We start from the raw sequence: 19240 nt of genomic DNA, 5'->3' as shown, positions 1-19240 counted from the left end.
TCAGCCGGCGCACCCGCCTTGTCCCCGGCATGGACCTGTTCTCCCCCGTGACGCTCGGCGACCTCGAGCTCGCCAACCGCGTCGTGATGGCCCCCCTGACCCGCATGCGCGCCGGCGCCTCCGGCGTCCCGAACGACCTGGTCGTGGAGCACTACGCGCAGCGCGCGAGCCTCGGCCTGATCATCACCGAGGGCACCTACCCGCGGTTCGAGTCGCAGGGCTTCGTCGGTCAGCCCGGCATCGTCACCGACGAGCAGGTGGCCGGCTGGCGCCGCGTCGCCGACGCCGTGCACGCCCGTGGCGGCCGGATCGTCATGCAGGTGATGCACGCCGGCCGGGTCACCCACCCCGACGTCAACGGTGGCCGCCGGGTCGAGGCGCCCAGCGCCATCGCCATCGAGGGCGCCGGCCACACCGAGCAGGGCAAGCAGGCCTACCCGGTGCCGCACGCGCTGACCGTCGAGGAGGCCCGCGAGGTCCGGGACGACTTCGTCGCCGCCGCCCGCCGGGCCGTGGAGGCCGGGCTGGACGGCGTGGAGGTGCACGGTGCCAACGGCTACCTGCTGCACGAGTTCCTGTCCCCGGCGTCCAACCAGCGGGACGACGTCTACGGCGGGTCGGCGGAGAACCGGGCACGCTTCGTCATCGAGGTCGTCACCGCGGTCGCCGAGGCGATCGGCGCCGGCAAGGTGGGGCTGCGGATCTCGCCCGAGCACAACATCCAGGACGCGCTGGAGCCCGACCGGGACGACGTCCGGGCCACCTACGGCGCGCTGCTCGACGCGCTGCGCCCGCTGGGGCTGGCCTACCTGTCGGTGCTGCACGCCGAGCCGGCCGGCGAGTTCGTGCAGGAGCTGCGCCGCCGCTTCGGTGGCCCGCTGATCGCCAACAGCGGCTTCGGCACGGTGACCACCCGCGCGGAGGCGGTCGAGCTGATCGACGCCGCGCACGCCGAGGCCGTCGCGGTCGGCCGGATGGCCATCGCCAACCCCGACCTGGTCGAGCGCTGGCTCGGCGCGCACCCGGAGAACACCCCGAACCCGGCGACCTTCTACGCCGCCGGTGCCGAGGGCTACACCGACTACCCGACCTTGCAGCTCAGCCAGAGCTGACGCGCTGTGCGCTGACCGTCGGTCCCCTCCCGGAGGACCGACGGTCAGCGCACAACAGCCGGCGCACGACGGCGGCCCACCGGTCACGGAACCGTTGCGGACCGTTCAGGCCCTTGACATGTGGTCGCCGTCACCTCGACGATCCCCCGTATGACTACGTTGTCATCGGGCTCCCCCGACCAGCCGATGACTACGTTGTCATCGGCGGACGACGCCGGTCGGACAACTGCCCGTGGGGCCGGCCGGCTGCCCACGATGGTCGACGTGGCCCAGGCCGCCGGCACCTCGCAGAAGACGGTGAGCCGGGTCGTCAACGGCGAGCCCGGCGTGCGCCCGGAGACCGTGGAGCGGGTGCAGCGGGCCATCGCCGAGCTGGGCTTCCGCCGCCACGACGGCGCCAGCCACCTGCGCCGGGGCACCAGCACCGCGAGCATCGGCCTGGTCCTGGAGGACCTCGCCGGCTCCTTCTACTCCGCCGTCACCGCCGCGGTCGAGCGCAGCGCCCGCGAGCGCGGCTACCTGCTGCTCACCGGCTCCGCCGACGGTGACCCCGAGCGGGCCGGCCGGCTGGTGCAGGCCTTCGCCGCCCGCCGGGTCGACGGCCTGCTCATCGCCCCGAACCTGGTCGGCGACGAGGTGCTCACCGCCAACCTGCCGCCCGACGTGCCGGCCGTGCTGCTCGACCGGCCCAGCGCCGACCACGGCACCGACGAGGTGCTCTCGGACAACGCCGGTGGCATCGCCGCGGCCGTGCGCCACCTGGCCGGGCAGGGTCACCGGCGGATCGCCTACCTCGGCGACGACGAGCGGTTCTGGACCTCCCGCCAGCGCCGGGACGGCTTCCTCGCCACCTGCGCGGAGCTCGATCTCCCCACCGACGGCCTGCCCCTCGACAGCCTGGTCTCCCTGGGCGCGCTCGACCCCGCTGCCCTCGCCGCAGCCGTGACCGGCTGGACCGCCGCCGGCGTCACCGCCGTGGTCACCGGCAACAACCGGGCCAGCGTCGCGCTGCTGCACCACCTGCACGAGCACCCCGGCCCGCGGCCGGCGCACGTCGGGTTCGACGAGCTCGACCTCGCCGACGTCCTCGACCCGCCGCTGACCACCGTGGCCCAGGACGCCGGCGGCATCGGCCAGGCCGCGGTCGACCTGCTCTTCGAGCGGATCGCCACGCCGAGCCTGCCGCCGCGGTCGGTCGTCGTCCCCACCCGTCTGGTCGTGCGGCGGTCCAGTCCGCCACCGGCCGGCAGCACCGCACGCACCGACAGCACCGCACTCCCCGCCCGGAACGCCCGATGACCGCACGTCCCGACCCCCAGGAGAAGCCCGTGTCCCGAACCCGTCTCCCCCTCCGCGCAGCCGTCCCGGTCGCGCTCACCACCGCCCTGCTGCTCGCCGGCTGCGGCGGTGGCGACGACGACGCCGCAGCCGACCCCGGCAGCGGGGGTGGCAGCAGCGCCGACTCCGCGGTGCCCGACACCAGCGACATCGTCGGCGGGGTGAGCGAGGACGCCGCGCTGGCCGAGGGCCTGCCCGCCGACCTGACCTCGCTGCAGATCGGCTCCAACGTGCAGTCGCCGCCGAACAACTTCTACGCCGAGGACGGGTCGACTCCGGTCGGCTTCGAGGTCGACATCATCACCGCGATCGGCAACAAGCTGGGCCTGGACGTCGAGTACTCCGACATGGCCTTCGACTCGCTGATCACCGGCCTGCAGACCGGCCGGGTCGACGCCACGATCGCCGGCATGAACGACACCGCCGAGCGGCAGGGGTCGATCGACTTCGTCGACTACTTCGAGTCCGGCATCACGATCATGGTGCAGAAGGGCAACCCGGCCGGCATCGAGGCCAGCGCCGACCTGTGCGGCAAGGCGATCGCCGTCGTCCAGGGGACGACGCAGGAGGACTTCGCCACCGAGCAGTCCGCCGACTGCGAGGCCAACGGCGAGGAGCCGCTGGAGGTGACCGCCACCCCCAGCGACTCGCAGAACCAGACGCAGCTGCGCACCGGCCGGGTCGACGCGATCCTCAACGACCTGCCCACCGCGGTGTACATCTCCCAGACCGCCGGCGACGGCGAGTACTTCGAGACCGTCGACCAGGACCCGATCAACGGTGGCCCCTACGGCATCGGCCTGAACAAGGAGGACACCGCGCTGCGCGACGCCATCCAGCAGGCGCTGCAGCAGCTGATCGACGACGGCACCTACGGCGAGATCCTCGAGGCGTGGGACGTCACCTCCGGCGCGGTCGACCAGGCGACCGTCAACGGTGGCTGACCGCGCCGGCGCGGCGCTGACCAGGCCGGTCGACGCACCCCCGGACAGCGAGCTGCTGCCCCAGGTGCGGATCCGGCACTGGGGGCGCTGGGTCGCCGGGCTCGCCGTCCTGGCCGTGCTGGGGCTGCTGCTCCAGGCGGTCTCCCGGGGCGACATCGACTACGCCAGCATCCCGGACCTGCTGACCCAGGACGTGATCCTGGAGGGCCTGGTCGACACCATCGTGCTGGCGGTGATCGCCCAGGCCGGCGCGATCGTCATCGGCACGGTCGTGGCCCTGATGCGCACCTCGGCCAACCCGGTGCTGCGCTGGGTGTCGTGGGCCTACATCTGGGTGTTCCGCGGTCTGCCGGTGCTGCTGCAGATCCTGCTCTGGTACAACATCGCGCTCGTCTTCCCGACGTTCACGATCCCGGTCCCGTTCACCGACGCCTACCTGCTCGACCAGCCGGCGAACGTGATCATGACCGGGTTCCTGGCGGCGCTGCTGGGCCTGGGGCTCAACGAGAGCGCCTACATGGCCGAGATCGTCCGGGCCGGGCTGACCAGCGTCGACCGGGGGCAGACCGAGGCGGCCAAGTCGATCGGCATGGGGCCGGCGAAGGTGCTGTCCCGGGTGGTGCTGCCGCAGGCGATGCGGGTGATCATCCCGCCGACCGGCAACGACTTCATCAACATGCTCAAGGGGACGTCGATCGCCTCGGTCATCGGCTTCACCGAGCTCATCCACGCAGCCAACGCGCTGTCCAGCCGCAGCCTCGCGGTCATGGAGACGCTGCTGGCCGTGGCCGTCTGGTACATGGTGGTGGTGAGCGTGGCCAACGTCGGTCAGTACTACCTGGAGCGGCACTACAACGCCTCGATCCGGCCGGTCGGCACCCGCGGGTCGGTGTGGGCCAAGGTCGGCGGCTCGCTGCGCACCCCGCCGTTCATGCGGGGCTCCCGGTGAGCGCGCAGGGCGAGGTGCTCGTGCGGGCCCGCGGGCTGCGCAAGCACTACGGGTCCCTGGAGGTGCTGCGCGGGGTCGACCTGACCGTGCGCCGCGGCGAGGTCGTCGTCCTGCTCGGTGCCTCCGGCGCCGGCAAGAGCACGCTGCTGCGTTGCGTCAACCACCTCGAGGCCGCCGACGGCGGCGAGATCTGGGTGGACGACGTGCCGATCGGCTTCCGGCACGAGGGCGGCCGGCTGCACGAGCTGCGCGAGGCCGACGTCGCCAGGCAGCGCGCCGACATCGGCATGGTGTTCCAGCGGTTCAACCTCTTCCCGCACCGCACCGTGCTGGCGAACGTGACCGAGGGGCCGGTGCAGGTGCGCGGCGTGCCGCGACGCGAGGCGGAGGCCTACGCCCGGGAGCTGCTGGCCCGGGTGGGGCTGGCCGACAAGGTCGACACCTACCCCGACCGGCTCTCCGGCGGGCAGCAGCAGCGGGTGGCGATCGCCCGGGCGCTGGCCATGCGGCCCAAGCTCCTGCTCTTCGACGAGCCGACCAGCGCCCTGGACCCCGAGCTCGTGGGGGAGGTGCTGGCGGTGATGACCGAGCTGGCGCAGGAGGGGATGACGATGCTGGTCGTGACCCACGAGATCGCCTTCGCCCGTGAGGTCGCCGACCGCGTCGTGTTCATGGACGGCGGGGTGGTGGTCGAGGAGGGGCCGCCGGAGCAGGTGATCGGGGCGCCGCAGCACGAGCGCACCCGTGCGTTCCTGGCCCGGGTGACCGCGTGAGCGCTGGCTACCTGGCCTGCTTCGCCGAGGACGAGGGCTACCTCGACTTCGCCCGGGTCGGCCCGCCGTCCCGGCCGGTGGTGGAGGCCGGGGCCGGTGCGCTGGCCGCGGTCTCCACCGCCGGTCAGGGCACGGTCGACGAGCTGATGGGCGCCGAGGCCCGGGCACTGGCCGCGGCGTCGCGGCTGCTCGGCTTCGCGCCCGGCAACCTCGTCTACTCGCCCAGCACCTCGGCGGGGCTGTTCCAGGCGGCGTTCGCGGTGCGCGGCCCGGTGCTGGTCAGCCCGGCGGAGTTCCCGGCCAACCTCTACCCGTGGTGGCGGGCGGAGGCGGCGGGCCGGCTGGACGTCGTCGGTCTGCCGGCCGGGCCGGTGACCCCGGACGCCGTCCGGGCCGCACTGGCCGGCGCGGACGCATCGGCCCTGGTGGTGAGCGCGGTCGACTTCGCCACCGGCTTCCGCGCCGACCTGGCCGGGCTGCGCGAGGTGCTGGGGGAGCGGCTGCTGGTGGTCGACGGCATCCAGGGCGTCGGTGCGGTCGACCAGGACTGGACGGCGGCCGACGTGCTGGTCGCCGGCGGGCAGAAGTGGCTGCGCAGCGGCTGGAGCACCGGGGTGGTCGCGGTGTCCGACCGCGCGCTGGACCGGCTGGACCCGCTGCTGGCGGGCTGGACCGGGGTGCAGGGCGCCACCGACTACGACGGGCTGGAGCACCCGCTGGCCCCCGGCGCCGCCCGGTTCAGCACGACGAACACCAGCCCGGTGGCCCAGGCGTGCCTGGCCGCGGGGCTGGAGCTGCTGGAGCAGGCCGGGGTGGGCTTCGTCGCCGGCCGGATCGCGGCGCGGGTCGACGAGCTGCTCGCGGTGCTGGACCGGCGAGGGGTGGAGGTGACGTCGTCCCGGGTGCCGGCCGAGCGGGCCGGGATCGTGGCCTTCCGGGTGCCCGGGGTCGACGGGGCGCAGCTGCACGCGGCGCTGGGCCGGGCCGGGGTCACCTGCACCCGGCACGGCGACCGGGTGCGGCTGAGCGTGCACGCGACGACGAGCGCGGCCGCCCTGGACCGGGTCGACGCCGCGCTCGCTCAGCTCGAGCCGGCGGCCGCCCCGGCCTGAGCCCGCCGTCGGTCAGTGGTCGTCGCCCGCCCGGGGGCACGACGACCAGTGACCGACGGTGAGCAGGTCAGGCGACGTGCTGGGCGGGGAGCTGGTCGGTGAGGGCCTCGGCGAGGTGCCGGCCGCGGGGCGGCGGCACGACCCACAGCGGCTCGGAGATCCGGACGACGTCCTCGGCGGCCGGCTCGTCCTGGGCCGGGCCGGCCTCGACCGGGGCGTCCTCGACCGGCTCGTCCTCGGTGGGCTCGTCGTCGGTCAGGGCGGCCTCGACGGGAGCCGGCGCCTCGGCGACCGGGGGCAGCTCGAGCCGGACAGGGGTCTCCGCGATGGTGGTGACGGCGGTCAGCCCGTCGGCGTGGAGGCGGGCGATCGTCGCCAGGACGGCGGTCGCCATCTCCGCGATGACCTCCGCGTCCGTGGCCGTCTGCGGGTCCTCGGCGAGGGCGCGGTTGCTCATGTGCTGAGTTCTCGGCAGCCGGCAGGCCGGTCGTGACCGGTTCGTCTCGGATGACTGGAGGGCAATTCGCTGGACGTCGCAGCGCCCCGGTCAGCACAGTCGGGCTCGTGATCGACATCCGCGAGTACCGCCCCGCCGACTGGGACGCGATCGCCGAGGTGCACGACGCCGCCCGCCTCCAGGAACTCGCCTGGTCGGTCGGGGTCGAGGCCTTCCGGAGCCTGGCGCAGACCGCCGAGGACGAGGGTCTGTTCGACGACCGGCTGTGGGTGGCCGAGCTCGACGGGGCCGTCGTCGGCTTCCTGGCCTTCGCCGACGAGGAGCTGACCTGGATGTACGTCCACCCCGCGCACCAGGGCCGCGGGGTCGGGACGGCGCTGGTCGGGCACCTGTTCGCCCACGCCGAGGCCGCGGGCGTCGACCGGGTCGAGCTGACCGTGCTGGACGGCAACCCGGCCCGGCGGCTCTACGAGCGGTCGGGCTTCACCCTGGTCGAGACGAAGACCGGTGGGCTGGTCGGCAACGAGGCGTTCCCGGCCACCGGGCACGTCATGGAGTGGCGCCGGGCTCCCCAGCCCGGGTGAGTCGCGCGGCAGCGCTGACATCGCGGCCAGGAACTGGCACCAATCGTCCCTTAGCGTCGTCCCTGCCGGGGAGAACAGCTCCCCATCCGACCGGCGAGGAGCCGACATGAGCGTGCAGACGACGACCCACCTGAACTTCCGCGGCGACGCGCGCGCGGCGCTGGAGCACTACCGATCGGTGTTCGGCGGGGACCTCGCCGTCGTCACCTACGCCGACGCCGGTGCCGTGCAGGACCCGGCCGAGGCCGACCAGGTGATGTGGGGCCAGGTCGCGGCGGAGAGCGGCTTCCGGGTGATGGCCTACGACGTGCCGGGGAGCCTGCCGTACGCGCCGGGGGAGCGGCCGTTCTTCGTGTCGGTCCGCGGCGAGGACGCCGACGAGGTCACCCGGTACTGGCAGGCGCTGTCCGAAGGCGCGACCGTGGTGCAGCCGCTGGCCCCGGCCGGGTGGGCACCGCTGTACGGCATGCTCACCGACCGGTTCGGCGTCACCTGGGTGCTCGACGTCGCCGTGGCGTACGCGGCGTCCTGACGGACCGGCCGGGCCGGCCCGCGCCGGCCCGGTGTCCCGGTCAGTGCGGCCGGCCGGCCACCGGGACCGGACCGGCGGGGGCTCGTGCCGGGGCCGGGCGTGCCGCGGCCGGCCGGCGGCGGAGCGCGCACTCGACCACCGCGAGGTTGACCACCCAGCCGGCCAGCATGGCGAGCACCCGGCCGAGGCCGCCGGGCTCGACTCCTGCGAGGACGAAGGGCAGGTGGGTCAGCACCTGGGTGCCGGCCCCGAGGCCGATCGCGTAGCCGCGGGCCATCCAGGCGCGGTGGGCCGGGACGTCCCGCCGCACGATCGCCAGCACGCCGAGCACCAGGCAGGCGGCCATCGCGGCGCCGAAGAAGAGCCGGATCGGGGTCAGCAGCACGTCGTCGGCCGGCGGCCGCGCGTAGGCCACCGTCATCCACAGTCCGGACAGCGCGGCCAGCAGGCCGGCGGGTACCAGGACCCGACCGGCGAGCCGGTGCCAGCGCGGCCGGTGTCGGCGGATGCGCGGGACGAACTGGAACGCCCCGAGCAGGGAGTACAGCGTCGCGCTGACGACGTGCGCCACGACCGGTACCGGCGAGGCGACGAAGCGGGCGTTGGCGACCGTGACCTCCGGGTCGCCGGCGAGCTCGCTCAGGCGCACGGCGCCGGCCAGGACCGGCACGAGGCTGAGGAGGACGAGCCCGGCCGGGACCCACCACTGCCGGCTGCTGGTGCGCACGACGCCTCCCTTCGACATGAGGTGTACGGCGTACACCTCGATGCGAGGAAAGCTAGGTGTACGGCGTACACGTGTCAACGGGGTAGGTTGGCCCGGTGGCTCCTCCCGGGCGGCGGACGCCGCTGAGCACCGATCGGGTGCTGCGTGCCGCGGTCGACCTCGCCGACGCCGACGGGGTCGACGCGGTGAGCATGCGGCGACTGGCCCAGGAGCTGGGTGTCGTCCCGATGGCGCTGTACAAGCACGTGGCCAACAAGGACGAGCTGCTCGACGGCATGGTCGACGTCGTCGTCGGAGAGTTCGAGCCGACCGACCCGGCGCTCGACTGGCGGGCGGCGGTGCGGGCGCGGGTGCTCTCCGCGCGGCGGGCGGTGCTGCGGCACCCGTGGGCCCGGCAGGCCATCGAGTCCCGCACCCGCCGGACCCCGACCGTGCTGGGGTACATGGACTCCCTGGCCGGCGCGTTCCGCCGCGGCGGGTTCTCCGCGGACCTGACCCACCACGTGATGCACGCGCTGGGCAACCGGATCTGGGGGTTCAGCCCGGAGCTCTTCGACGAGCCGCCGGCTCCCGGTGCGGCGCCGCCGTCGGCCGAGGAGCAGCAGGCGCTGGCCGCGGAGTTCGCGCACCGCTACCCGCACATCCTGGAGATCGCGGTCGCGGCGACCGGCGGTGACCTGTCGGGCGTGGGCGCAGGCTGCGACGAGCAGTTCGAGTTCGAGTTCGCGCTCGACCTGCTGCTGGACGGCTTCGACCGGCTGCGGGCCCAGGGCTGGAGCTCGGCCCGCCACTGACGTCAGGCCGAGCCGGACCGCTCGTCGTCGGTGGCCGGTCGGCGCCAACCGCGTTCGACGGAGGCGCGGCAGCGGTCGGGGTCGTCGCCGCAGGCGGTGAACAGCGCGCGGAGCAGGAGCGGGCCGTGGTCGAGGGTCTCCCGGGGGAGTGGCCCGGTCGCGACCAGGGAGACGAGCCCGTGGCCGATCGTCCAGCTCTGGATCGCCAGCTCGAGCGGGACGACGTCGGCGCGGAAGCGCCCGGCGTCCCGGCACCGGCGGGCTGCCTGCACCAGCTGCTCGAGCGTCGCGTCGGCGGCCGGCAGGTCCTCCAGGTCGACGCTGGCGTCGAACATCACCCGGTACAGGTCGGGGTGGGTGAGGGCGTGGTCGAGGTAGGCCACGCACAGTGCGGTCAGGTCGCGCACCGGGTCGGCCGACTCCCGGACGGTCGTGAACCGGGCGCCCAGCCGGGTGAAGCCCTCCTGGCGCAGGGCCTGCCAGAGCCCGTCCATGCCGTCGAAGTGCGTGTAGACGGCCATCGTCGACACCCCGGTACCGGCGACCAGGGAGCGCAGCGTGATCGGCTCGCGAGCCCGCAGCATGGCGGCCGCCCGCTCGATGAGCAGGGTGCGGACCGCCGGGTCCTTCGGGCGGGCCACGGACTGGACAGTACATGCCATAACGCTGCTATGTTGAGCGCGCACCCGGATCCACCGGGCCGCTCGGATGAGGAGTCAGCATGGCGATCACCCTGGTCAACCCGGCCGGTCTGCCGGCGCCCGACGTCTACCACCAGGTCTCGGTGGCGACCGGGTCGCGGCAGGTGTTCGTCGCCGGTCAGGTCGCCGTCGACGCCGCGGGGGAGAAGGTCGGCGTCGGCGACTTCACCGCCCAGGTCGCCCAGGCCTACCGCAACGCCGGCACGGCGCTGGCCGAGGTCGGCGCCACCTTCGCCGACGTCGCCACCATGACCGTCTTCGTCGTCGACTGGACGCTGGACAAGATGCCCGCCTTCCTCGAGGGCGTGGCCCGGGCGTCGGCGGAGCTGGGCGTCACCCCGGCCGCGCCGGCCTCGCTGATCGGGGTGTCGGTGCTGTTCGACCCCGACTTCCTCGTCGAGGTGCAGGTCACCGCCGTCCTCGACTGAGGCCGACGTGCTGCTCATGCGCTGGACGGCTGTACCAGCCGAACAGCGCACCGCCATCGCACAGCAGCTCGCCGACGGGGTCCTGGGGCAGGCGTGCCGGTGGGCCGCCGATGCCCCGGCCATGGGCAACGCCTGGACGTCGAACGAGCACCGGTACCTCGTCAGCCACGGGGCCGGCTGCTGCACGTCTCCCGAGCCTGATCACGGGCCGCACCGACAGGTGCCCCGCCGGTCCGTTGCGCACTGTTCGGCCAGACCTGAGGGGTGAGGGTTGCCGGAGTGGTGGACCGATCTGCCAGCCCGGCCCAGTGCGGTGGTGCGGTGCACCGCCTGTCGCCTCAGCTGCGGCGGCCGAGGCGGTGGCCGATCCAGACGCCGAGCAGGGTGAGGAGTCCGCCGCCGGCGGCGCCGACCAGCAGGGGCCTCGCCTCCGCCGGCACCCAGCCGCCAGCGGTCGGCGTCGCGCGGACGCCGTGGAGGGTCGCGTACTGCTGCGGGGTGGCCTCGGACGGTTCCGCGGAACCGTCCTGGGCGACCGGGAGGGCCACCACCTCGGCCACCACGTTGGGCTCGGACAGCTCCTTGTCCACGGCGGAGAAGAACTGCCCGGCCATCTTCTTGGCCACGCCGGTGATCATCCGCTGCCCCACACCGGCGACCGCGCCACCGACCACGGCGTCCGCCGACCAGGTCAGCTCCGTGCCGTCACCGGCGGGTGCCAGGTTGATCTGCACCGTCGCCCGAACCGACCCCGGCCCACCCGAACCCGAGGCGTGCATGACGTAGGAGGACGGGAAGGTCAGGTCCGACAGCCGCACCTCGCCCGCGTACTTCCCGCGGATCGCGCCGACGCCGGCCGAGACGACCATCGTGTAGCTGTCCTCGCCGACCTGTTGCAGCGACTCGCAGCCCGGGATCGTCCGCGCCAGCACGGTCGGGTCGGTGATGACCGCCCACACCTGCTCCGGTGCCGCCGAGAGGACCGCACTGCCGTCGAGGTTCACGCCATCGCTCCAGAGTCGTGGGGGGAGGAGTTGGTCACGCGCTCGGCGTCCGAGCGCACCAGGTCGTACAGCTCGGTGGGGGAGATCGGCATCGCCGCGATCCGCCGTCCCACCGCGTCCTCGATGGCCGAGGCGATCGCCGCCGAGCCGGGGATGACGCCGGCCTCGCCGGCGCCCTTGATGCCGAGCTCGTTCAACGGTGACGGCGTCGACTGGTGGTCGATGTCGACGTCGGGCACCTCGGAGGCGTACGGCATCAGGAAGTCCATGAACGAGGCGTTGGTCAGCTGACCGTCGCGGTCGTAGGCCATCCGCTCGTACAGTGCCCCGCCCACGCCCTGCGCGACGCCGCCGTGCACCTGACCCTCGACGATCATCGGGTTGATGATCGTGCCGCAGTCGTGCACCACCGCGTACTGCTCGATCGCGATCTCCCACGTCGCCGGGTCGATCTCCACGACCACGGCGTGCGCGCCGGAGGCGAAGGTCGAGCGCAGCGGGGAGTAGTAGTCGGTGTGCTCCAGCCCCGGCGCGTCCCCGACCGCCACCGGCGGCTTGGAGTCGTCGCCCGGCCCGGCGAACTGGGTGGCCTGCCGCGCCGCCTCGTCGAAGGCGTACCGCAGCGGGTTCGACAGCACCGCCACCGTCCGCAGCGGGATCGACGCCCCCGGCGTCCCCTTGACCTGCACCAGCCCCTCGTCGATCTCCAGGTCCGACGGGTCGGCCTCGAGCACGTCGGCGGCGATCCGCAGCGCCTTCTCCCGCACCCCCTTCGCGGCCAGCGCGACGGCGTTGCCGCTGACCACCGCAGCCCGCGACGCGAACGTGCCCACCGCGTAGCCGAACCGCCGGGTGTCGCCGGTGGTCACCTCGACGTCCTCCAGCGGGACGCCGAGCTCGGCGGCCGCCAGCTGGGCGAACACCGTCTCGTGCCCCTGCCCCTGCGAGGTCAGCCCGGTGGAGACCAGCACCTTGCCGCTGCCCAGCACCTGCACGTGCGCGCCCTCGTACGGCCCCGGCCCGGTGCCCTCGACGTAGGGCGCCATGCCGATGCCCAGGAGCTTGCCGCGCGCCTCGGCGGCGGCGCGGCGCTCGGCGAACCCGTCCCAGTCGACCAGCGCCTTGAGCTTGGCCAGCATCGCCGGGTAGTCGCCGGAGTCGTAGACCAGCGGCCGGCCGTCCTGGAACGTCAGGCCCCAGTCGTAGGGGAACTGGTCGGGCTGGATCAGGTTCCGCTCGCGCACCAGCGCCCGGTCGATGCTGAGCTCCTGGGCGATCCGGTCCATCGTCCGTTCCATGGCGAAGCAGCCCTGCGGCCGCCCGGCCCCGCGGTACGGCGTCACGACGACGGTGTTGGTGTAGACGCTGTTCACGACCGCCCGGTAGACCGGGATGTCGTAGGGCCCGAGCAGCTGGGTGGCCGTGTTGATCGGCACGATGATCCCGTAGGGCGTGTACGCGCCGTTGTCGTGCCAGACCAGGACGTCGAGGGCGGTGATCCGCCCGTCGTCGTCGTACCCGACCCGGATCTCCTGCCGCTGCTGCCGCTCGTGCGCGCTGGAGACGAAGTGCTCGCGGCGGTCCTCGGTCCACTTCACCTCGTGGCCCAGCAGCCGCGCGGCCATCGGCACGAGCAGTTCCTCCGGCCACGGGTGCACGATCTTCACGCCGAACCCGCCGCCGACGTCGGGGGCGATGACCTCGACCTTCTCCAGCGACAGCTCGAGCTTGGCCGCGATCGCGGCGCGCACCGAGGTCGAGGCCTGGGTGGAGGAGTAGACGCGCAGTGAGGAGTCGGCGTCGTCCCAGCGGGCGTGCACGCCCTTGCCCTCCATCGGCATGGACGCGCTGCGCTCGAAGTACTGGGTGAAGCTCAGCGTGTGCGCGCTGGCCGCCAGCGCCGCCTCGACGTCGCCGGTCTCCTGGTGGTGCCGGGCGGCGATGTTGTCCGGGACGTCGTCGTGCACGGTGTGCACGGCGGCCTCGGCCGCGTCGACGCCGACCACCACCGGCAGCTCCTCGTAGCTGATCTCGATCAGCCCGGCGGCGTCCTCGGCGACGTACCGGTCGGTGGCCACCACCATCACGATCGGCTCGCCGACGTGCTGGGCGACGTCGCGCACCAGCGGGTACCCGGTGCGCGGCGCGGTCAGCTGCGGGTGCGGGATCAGCACCGGCAGCGGCTCGGCCAGCGGGCCGGTGAGGTCCTCGTAGGTGTAGATCGCCAGCAGGCCCTCGACGTCCATCGCGGCGCTGACGTCGATGTCGAGCACCCGGGCGTGCGCGTACGGGCTGCGCACGAAGGCCGCTGCGTACGCGTCGGGCCCGATGTCGTCGAGGTACCGGCCCTGGCCGACGATCAGCCGCGCGTCCTCCCGCCGCCGCACCGGCTCCCCGAAGAACTTCGTCGTCACCGGACGCCCCCGTCGTCCTGAGGGGCCAAAGTCGCGACTTCGGCCCCTTCGCGCATCGCAGCGGCGGCGGAACGGCAGGCCTTCTTGATGTTGGCGTAGCCGGTGCAGCGGCACAGGTTGCCGCCGACCAGCTCGTCGACCTCCTCGTCGGTGATCTCCACCGACGGGTCGCGGGCGTCCAGCCCGGCGGCGATCGTGGTCAGGAAGCCCGGCGTGCAGAACCCGCACTGCAGCGCGTGGCACTCCCGGAACGCCTCCTGGATCGGGTGCAGCACCTGCCCGCCCCGGTTGTCCGATCGCGACAGCCCCTCGACCGTGGTGATCTCGTGCCCGTCCATCTGCACGGCGAGCACCAGGCAGGAGCGGGTCGGCTGGCCGTCGACCAGCACCGTGCACGAGCCGCAGACGCCGTGCTCGCAGCCGACGTGCGTGCCGGTCAGCCCGAAACCGTGCCGCAGCGCGTCCGACAGCAGCCAGCGCACCGGCACGGTGGCTTCACGTGGAACACCGTTGACGACGACGGAGATCGCCCGCTCGGTCTGCACCTCGGTCATGCCGCCTCCATCCGAGCTGACGCCTCCGCGCCGGCGTCGGCCAGCGTCCGGGCGGTGAGGGTGGCCACCAGCAGCCGCCGGTAGTCGGCACTGGCGTGCAGGTCGCCGTCCGGGTCGACCAGGCCGCGGGCCAGCTCGCCGGCCGCCGCCCAGTCGGCGGTGTCGACCGGCTGGCCGATGACGGCGTCGGTCAGGTCGTGCACCTCGGGCACGAGCCCGACGGAGAGGTAGGCCGCCCGCGCGGCGCTGACCCGCCGGTCGGCGTCGAGGGTGACGACGACGCCCGCGCCGCAGACCGCGTAGTCGCCCTTGCGCCGGGCGATCTCGGCGAAGGCCGTGCCCGAGCGGGGCGGGAGCGCGGGGAAGAAGGCGTCCAGGACGACGGCCGGCCCGTGCACCGAGGTCTCCAGCGGCCCGAGGAAGAAGTCGCCCCAGCCCACCGCCGAGCGGCCCGCCGGCGTGGCGACCGTGACCGAGCCGCCGGTCAGTGCCAGCACCGCGGTCATCTCGCCCGACGGGTCGGCGTGCGCGATCGAGCCCACCGTCGTGCCGCGGTTGCGGATCGCCGGGTGTGCCACGTTCGCCGTGGCCCGGCCCAGCAGCGGCTGGACGCCGGCCGCCTCGATCGAGGCCAGCAACTGCGCGTGCCGCACGAGCGCGCCCACCCGGACCCCGTCGGGGCCGGCGCTGATCCCGTCGAGGCCGGGGACCCGGTTGATGTCGACCAGGGTGGTCGGGGCGGCCAGCCGCATTGACAGCAGCGGGATCAGGGACTGGCCACCGGCGAGGACCTTGGCGCCCTCGCCCTCGGCGGCCAGGACGTCGAGGGCCTCCTCGACCGAGGCGGGGTCGGCATAGCTGAACGGAGCGGGCTTCACCGGGTGCGGGTCACCTCCGAGCATCGGCCGCCGGCGGCGGGAAGGCTCGACTCTGTCACCGCTCCCGGCCTCCGGGAAGTACCTCAGTGCTAAATCTTCGTGACGCGGTTCGGGGCGCCGAAGTCCTTCACCGCTAAGAGGGTTTCTCCGGTAGCGTCCGCGAGGGTGAGCAGCGACCCAGGCCTCCGGCACGTCTCCCTGCGCAGTGGCGTCTACGCCGACTCGGTGCGGTTGATGCAGGTCAGCCGCGAGATCGGTGACCGGCCCGGCGTGCACGCCGTCGTCGTCGCGATGGCCACGCCGCTCAACCTCGAGCTCGCCGCCGGCATGGGCCTGGCCCCGGACGGCGAGGCGAAGCCCGACCAGCTGCTCATCGCGCTGCGCGCCACCGGCGATGCCGAGCTGGCCGCCGCGGTCGCCGCCGTCGACGCTGCCCTGGCCGCTCGCGCCGAGCGGGGTGAGGCGCAGACCATCCCGTCCCGCACCATCGGCGCCGGCCTGGACGGGGTGGCCGACCCGGCCCTGGCGATCGTCAGCGTCCCGGGGCAGCACGCCGTCGCCGAAGCCGCCGACGCCATCGCCGCGGGCCGGTCGGTGCTGGTGTTCAGCGACGGGGTCCCGGTCGAGCACGAGGTCGCGCTCAAGCGCGCCGCGCACGACGCCGGCGTGCTGGTCATGGGCCCGGACTGCGGGACGGCGATCGTCTCCGGCCTCGCCCTGGGCTTCGCCAACGTCGTCCGCCGTGGCCCGGTCGGCCTGGTCGCGGCGAGCGGCACCGGCGCCCAGCAGGTCAGCTGCCTGCTCGACGCGGCCGGGGTGGGCGTCTCCCACGTCCTCGGCGTCGGCGGCCGTGACCTCTCCGAGGCCGTCGGCGGGCTGGCCACCCTCGACGCGCTGGCCGCCCTGGACGCCGACCCGGCCACCGAGCGGGTGCTGCTGGTCTCCAAGCCGCCGGCCCCCTCGGTCGCCGCCCGGGTGCAGGAGGCCGCCGCCGGGTTGTCGGTGCCGGTGCGCTCCGCGGCGCTCAGTGCCGAGCAACCCGACCTGACCGCCGCCGTCGAGGCGCTGCTGGCCGACCTGGGCGTCGCCGTCCCGTCGTGGCCCTCCCGCCCGGGCTCGGCGGACGCGGTGCCCGCCGGGGCGGTGCTCAAGGGCTTCTACTCCGGCGGCACCCTCGCCGACGAGGCGATGCTGATCGCCGCCCCGGTGCTGGGTGACGTCCGGTCCAACACCCCGCTGCGCCCCGAGCTCGACCTGGGCACCGATCTCGCCGCCCGCGGCTCCGTGGTGATCGACTTCGGTGATGACGCCCTCACCGTCGGCCGGGCGCACCCGATGATCGACCCGACCCTGCGGCTGGAGGCGATCGCCGGGCTGGCCGAGAGCGGCGAGCCCGCCGTCCTGCTGCTCGACGTCGTCCTGGGCCACGGCGCCGACCCCGATCCGGCGGCGAGCCTGGTGCCCGCGCTCCGGGCGGCCGGCCTGCCCACCGTCGTCGCGCTGGTCGGCACGGAGGCCGACCCGCAGGGCTGGTCGCGGCAGGCCGACGCGCTCGCCGAGGCCGGCGCCGCGGTCTTCGCCTCCAACGCCGCCGCTGTCCGCCACGCCCTCGCGCTGATGGGAGACCAGGCATGACCGAGCCGCTCGGTGGACTGCTGTCCGCCCCGCCGACCATCGTCGCCGCGGGCGTGGAGGTGTTCTCCGCCGCGCTCCGCCAGCAGGGCGCGAGCGTCACCGACGTCGACTGGCGCCCACCGGGCTTCGGTGAGGCCGACGACCTGACCCAGCTGGCGCTCGACCCGCGCCGGGCCGCGGCCAACCGGGTCGCGGTCGAGCGGGTGCTCGCCGCAGGCTCGGTGCTCGTCGACGTCCGCCCGGCCCGGGAGGTGCTCGACCTCCCCGACCGGGTGCTGCTGCACTCCGGGCCGCCGTTGACCTGGGAGACCGCCTCCGGCCCGATGCGCGGCGCGCTGATCGGCGCCTGCCTCTTCGAGGGCTGGGCGTCGTCCGTCGAGGACGCCCAGCGGGTCCTCGCCGCCGGGGAGGTCGCCCTCGACCCCTGCCACCACCACCGCACCGTCGGCCCGATGGCCGGGGTGACCAGCCCGTCGATGTGGATGTGGTGCCTGGAGGACCCGGTGGGCGGCGGTCAGGCCTGGTGCAACCTCAACGAGGGCCTGGGCAAGGTGCTGCGGATGGGCGCCTTCAGCGACGAGGTGCTCACCCGGCTGCGGTGGATGCGCGACGTGCTCGGCCCGGTGCTGCAGCAGGCGGTCCGCAGCCGCCCGGAGCCGCTGGACGTCAAGGCGATCCTGGCCCAGATGCTGCAGATGGGCGACGAGGGGCACAACCGCAACCGCGCCGGCTCGCTGATGGCGCTGCGCGAGCTCTCGCCGTCCATCGTCGCGGTCGACGCACCGGCGCGGGACGTCGCCGAGGTGCTGCGCTTCATCGGCGGCAACGAGCACTTCTACCTCAACCTCGGCATGCCCACCGCCAAGCTCGCGATGGACGCCGCCCGCGACGTGCCCGGCTCGACGATGGTCACCGTCATGTCCCGCAACGGCACCGAGTTCGGCATCCAGACCGCCGGCACCGGCGACCGCTGGTTCACCGCCCCGGCCAACACCCCGGTCGGGCTGTTCCTCGGCGACTACGGCCCGGACGACGCCAACCCCGACATCGGCGACTCCGCGATCATGGAGACCTACGGCGTCGGCGGGTTCTCGATGGCCGCGGCCCCGGCGATCGTCCGGTTCGTCGGCGGCACCGTGCCCGACGCGCTGGCGACCACCGAGCGGATGTACCAGCTCACCCTGACCGAGAACCCGGCGATGCAGATCCCGATCATGGGGTTCCGCGGATCGCCGACCGGGATCGACGTGCTGCAGGTGGCCCGCACCGGCTGGCTGCCGCAGATCAACACCGGCATGGCCGGTCGGGTCGCCGGCACCGGCCAGGTCGGTGCCGGGCTGGTGCAGCCGCCGCAGGCCTGCTTCGAGCAGGCGCTGGCCGCGTTGGCCGAGGTGTCCCGCGCCGCCTGACGCTTGGGAAGGCCAACCGGCGGGCTAGCGTGCCCGGGTGGGGAACACCAGGTGGACGACGGATGGCCGGACGACGACGGACCGCCCGACGAGGGTCGCGTTCCTGGGCCTGGCCGCGGTCGGCGGCCTGCTCGCCGCGGTCAGCCTCGTGCTGCTGCGGATCACCCCGTGGGACGTGCTCCGCGACCCGTCGTCCCCGCTGGTGCGGCTGCTCGACGTGCGCGCCGAGGGCAGCGTGCACACCTGGTTCAACGTCTCGGTGCTGAGCGTGGGCGCCGTCCTGCACGCCGGCGCCGCCGTCCTGGCGCACCGCGCGGGGCGGCCGGCCTGGCCCTGGGCGCTCACCGCCGCCGCCCTGGCGCTGCTGTCCATGGACGACCTGCTCGCCGTGCACGAGCAGCTCGAGCCGCTGGGCCGGGCGCTCGGTGCCGGGGAGGGCGGCCTGCACTTCGCCTGGGTGCTCCCCGGGCTGGTGCTCGCCGCCGGGCTGGCGGCGGTCGCCGTCGTGGCCGCCCGCCGGCTGCCGCCTCGGTCGAGCCGCTGGCTGCTGCTGGGCGTGGCGTCCCTGCTGGCCGCTGCCGTCGGGCTGGAGTCGGTGGGCGGGCTGGTGCTCGACTCGGTCGGTGACGGGGCGCTCTACGTCCTCGTCTCGCACGTCGAGGAGCTGATCGAGACCTGGGCGGCCGCGGCCCTGCTGTGTGCTGCCGTCTCGGCCGTCCGGCTCGGCGGCGGGCCGGACGGCGGGTTCGCGGTCGGCTACGTGCACGGGCCGCAGGAGGTCCGCGCCGCCCGCTGACCGCCACGAGCGGTCCGGGCGAGGGCGTCGCATGCGACCATCTCCTGCGGCGGTCGCAGCTGCGTGCGCCACCCCGGGGAGAGGTGCTGCACTGAACGA

General features: G+C 74.2%; 20 protein-coding genes. 13 read left to right on the top strand and 7 right to left on the bottom strand.

Translation table 11 applies throughout. The features are described 5' to 3' along the window. Positions 1–29: 29 nt before the first annotated feature. The 6 genes from ACJTNH_RS04810 (at position 30) to ACJTNH_RS04785 (ending at position 6228) form a co-directional block, all read left to right on the top strand. On the top strand, positions 30–1112 hold the full coding sequence (locus tag ACJTNH_RS04810; protein WP_458173149.1) for an alkene reductase: 1083 nt from the start codon (positions 30–32) through the stop codon (positions 1110–1112). Between the two features lie 264 nt (positions 1113–1376). Then, entirely contained in the window at positions 1377–2411 is a 1035-nt protein-coding gene (locus tag ACJTNH_RS04805; protein WP_458173147.1) for a LacI family DNA-binding transcriptional regulator, read from the top strand. Positions 2412–2440: 29 nt separating this feature from the next. Continuing rightward, the gene (locus ACJTNH_RS04800) at positions 2441–3394 is read left to right on the top strand and encodes an ABC transporter substrate-binding protein (protein WP_458173145.1); all 954 of its coding nucleotides are present in this window, start codon (positions 2441–2443) and stop codon (positions 3392–3394) included. Beyond that, positions 3387–4343 carry an amino acid ABC transporter permease gene (locus ACJTNH_RS04795; protein ID WP_458173141.1) on the top strand — a complete coding sequence of 319 codons (957 nt, stop codon included), beginning with the start codon at positions 3387–3389 and terminating at the stop codon, positions 4341–4343. Before ACJTNH_RS04800 ends, ACJTNH_RS04795 begins: the two co-directional genes overlap by 8 nt. Further along, a complete protein-coding gene (locus ACJTNH_RS04790) occupies positions 4340–5116 on the top strand; it encodes an amino acid ABC transporter ATP-binding protein (protein WP_458173139.1) in 777 nt (258 codons plus the stop codon). The genes ACJTNH_RS04795 and ACJTNH_RS04790 overlap by 4 nt, the downstream gene beginning before the upstream one ends. Beyond that, positions 5113–6228, top strand: a complete 1116-nt coding sequence (locus ACJTNH_RS04785) for an aminotransferase class V-fold PLP-dependent enzyme (RefSeq protein ID WP_458173137.1) — start codon at positions 5113–5115, stop codon at positions 6226–6228. The genes ACJTNH_RS04790 and ACJTNH_RS04785 overlap by 4 nt, the downstream gene beginning before the upstream one ends. 67 nt (positions 6229–6295) lie before the next feature. Here the strand turns inward: ACJTNH_RS04785 and ACJTNH_RS04780 are convergent, their stop codons facing one another. Beyond that, positions 6296–6685, bottom strand: a complete 390-nt coding sequence (locus ACJTNH_RS04780) for a hypothetical protein (protein WP_458173135.1) — start codon at positions 6683–6685, stop codon at positions 6296–6298. Positions 6686–6792: 107 nt separating this feature from the next. Between ACJTNH_RS04780 and ACJTNH_RS04775 the strand changes: the two genes are divergently transcribed. Together ACJTNH_RS04775 and ACJTNH_RS04770 are read left to right on the top strand one after the other, a co-directional pair. Next, positions 6793–7269, top strand: a complete 477-nt coding sequence (locus ACJTNH_RS04775) for an N-acetyltransferase family protein (protein WP_458173133.1) — start codon at positions 6793–6795, stop codon at positions 7267–7269. A gap of 106 nt (positions 7270–7375) precedes the next feature. Next, positions 7376–7801 (top strand): VOC family protein, encoded by a 426-nt coding sequence (locus ACJTNH_RS04770; RefSeq protein ID WP_458173131.1) that lies wholly within the window; start codon positions 7376–7378, stop codon positions 7799–7801. Between the two features lie 40 nt (positions 7802–7841). On the opposite strand, the gene ACJTNH_RS04765 is transcribed toward ACJTNH_RS04770, so the two are convergent. Then, complete coding sequence (locus tag ACJTNH_RS04765) at positions 7842–8528, bottom strand: DUF2306 domain-containing protein (protein WP_458173129.1); 687 nt, start codon at positions 8526–8528, stop codon at positions 7842–7844. A gap of 95 nt (positions 8529–8623) precedes the next feature. Between ACJTNH_RS04765 and ACJTNH_RS04760 the strand changes: the two genes are divergently transcribed. Continuing rightward, positions 8624–9322 (top strand): TetR/AcrR family transcriptional regulator, encoded by a 699-nt coding sequence (locus ACJTNH_RS04760; RefSeq protein ID WP_458173127.1) that lies wholly within the window; start codon positions 8624–8626, stop codon positions 9320–9322. Positions 9323–9324: 2 nt separating this feature from the next. Here ACJTNH_RS04760 and ACJTNH_RS04755 read toward each other — a convergent pair whose 3' ends face one another. Further along, positions 9325–9963, bottom strand: a complete 639-nt coding sequence (locus tag ACJTNH_RS04755; RefSeq protein ID WP_458173125.1) for a TetR/AcrR family transcriptional regulator — start codon at positions 9961–9963, stop codon at positions 9325–9327. Between the two features lie 80 nt (positions 9964–10043). On the opposite strand from ACJTNH_RS04755, the gene ACJTNH_RS04750 reads away from it, so the two are divergent. Then, complete coding sequence (locus tag ACJTNH_RS04750; RefSeq protein WP_458173123.1) at positions 10044–10451, top strand: RidA family protein; 408 nt, start codon at positions 10044–10046, stop codon at positions 10449–10451. A gap of 338 nt (positions 10452–10789) precedes the next feature. Here ACJTNH_RS04750 and ACJTNH_RS04745 read toward each other — a convergent pair whose 3' ends face one another. Genes ACJTNH_RS04745 through ACJTNH_RS04730 form a run of 4 tightly spaced genes read right to left on the bottom strand, consistent with a single transcriptional unit; the run spans position 10790 to position 15301 of the window. Beyond that, positions 10790–11455 (bottom strand): SRPBCC family protein, encoded by a 666-nt coding sequence (locus ACJTNH_RS04745; protein WP_458173122.1) that lies wholly within the window; start codon positions 11453–11455, stop codon positions 10790–10792. Next, positions 11452–13869 carry an aerobic carbon-monoxide dehydrogenase large subunit gene (gene cutA, locus ACJTNH_RS04740; RefSeq protein WP_458173121.1) on the bottom strand — a complete coding sequence of 806 codons (2418 nt, stop codon included), beginning with the start codon at positions 13867–13869 and terminating at the stop codon, positions 11452–11454. The genes ACJTNH_RS04745 and cutA overlap by 4 nt, the downstream gene beginning before the upstream one ends. Next, on the bottom strand, positions 13866–14423 hold the full coding sequence (locus tag ACJTNH_RS04735) for a (2Fe-2S)-binding protein (protein WP_458173120.1): 558 nt from the start codon (positions 14421–14423) through the stop codon (positions 13866–13868). Before ACJTNH_RS04735 ends, cutA begins: the two co-directional genes overlap by 4 nt. Beyond that, the gene (locus ACJTNH_RS04730; RefSeq protein ID WP_458173119.1) at positions 14420–15301 is read right to left on the bottom strand and encodes an FAD binding domain-containing protein; all 882 of its coding nucleotides are present in this window, start codon (positions 15299–15301) and stop codon (positions 14420–14422) included. The genes ACJTNH_RS04735 and ACJTNH_RS04730 overlap by 4 nt, the downstream gene beginning before the upstream one ends. 165 nt (positions 15302–15466) lie before the next feature. Between ACJTNH_RS04730 and ACJTNH_RS04725 the strand changes: the two genes are divergently transcribed. From ACJTNH_RS04725 to ACJTNH_RS04715, 3 genes are read left to right on the top strand one after another with little or no spacing between them, the layout of a single operon-like run. Continuing rightward, entirely contained in the window at positions 15467–16936 is a 1470-nt protein-coding gene (locus tag ACJTNH_RS04725) for an FdrA family protein (protein WP_458173118.1), read from the top strand. Then, entirely contained in the window at positions 16933–18345 is a 1413-nt protein-coding gene (locus tag ACJTNH_RS04720) for a DUF1116 domain-containing protein (RefSeq protein ID WP_458173117.1), read from the top strand. The genes ACJTNH_RS04725 and ACJTNH_RS04720 overlap by 4 nt, the downstream gene beginning before the upstream one ends. Before the next feature lie 37 nt (positions 18346–18382). Further along, on the top strand, positions 18383–19141 hold the full coding sequence (locus tag ACJTNH_RS04715; RefSeq protein WP_458173116.1) for a hypothetical protein: 759 nt from the start codon (positions 18383–18385) through the stop codon (positions 19139–19141). Positions 19142–19240 lie beyond the last annotated feature (99 nt).

The organism is Modestobacter lacusdianchii (assembly GCF_054177765.1).
This window is presented reverse-complemented; position numbering and strand designations above follow the sequence as displayed.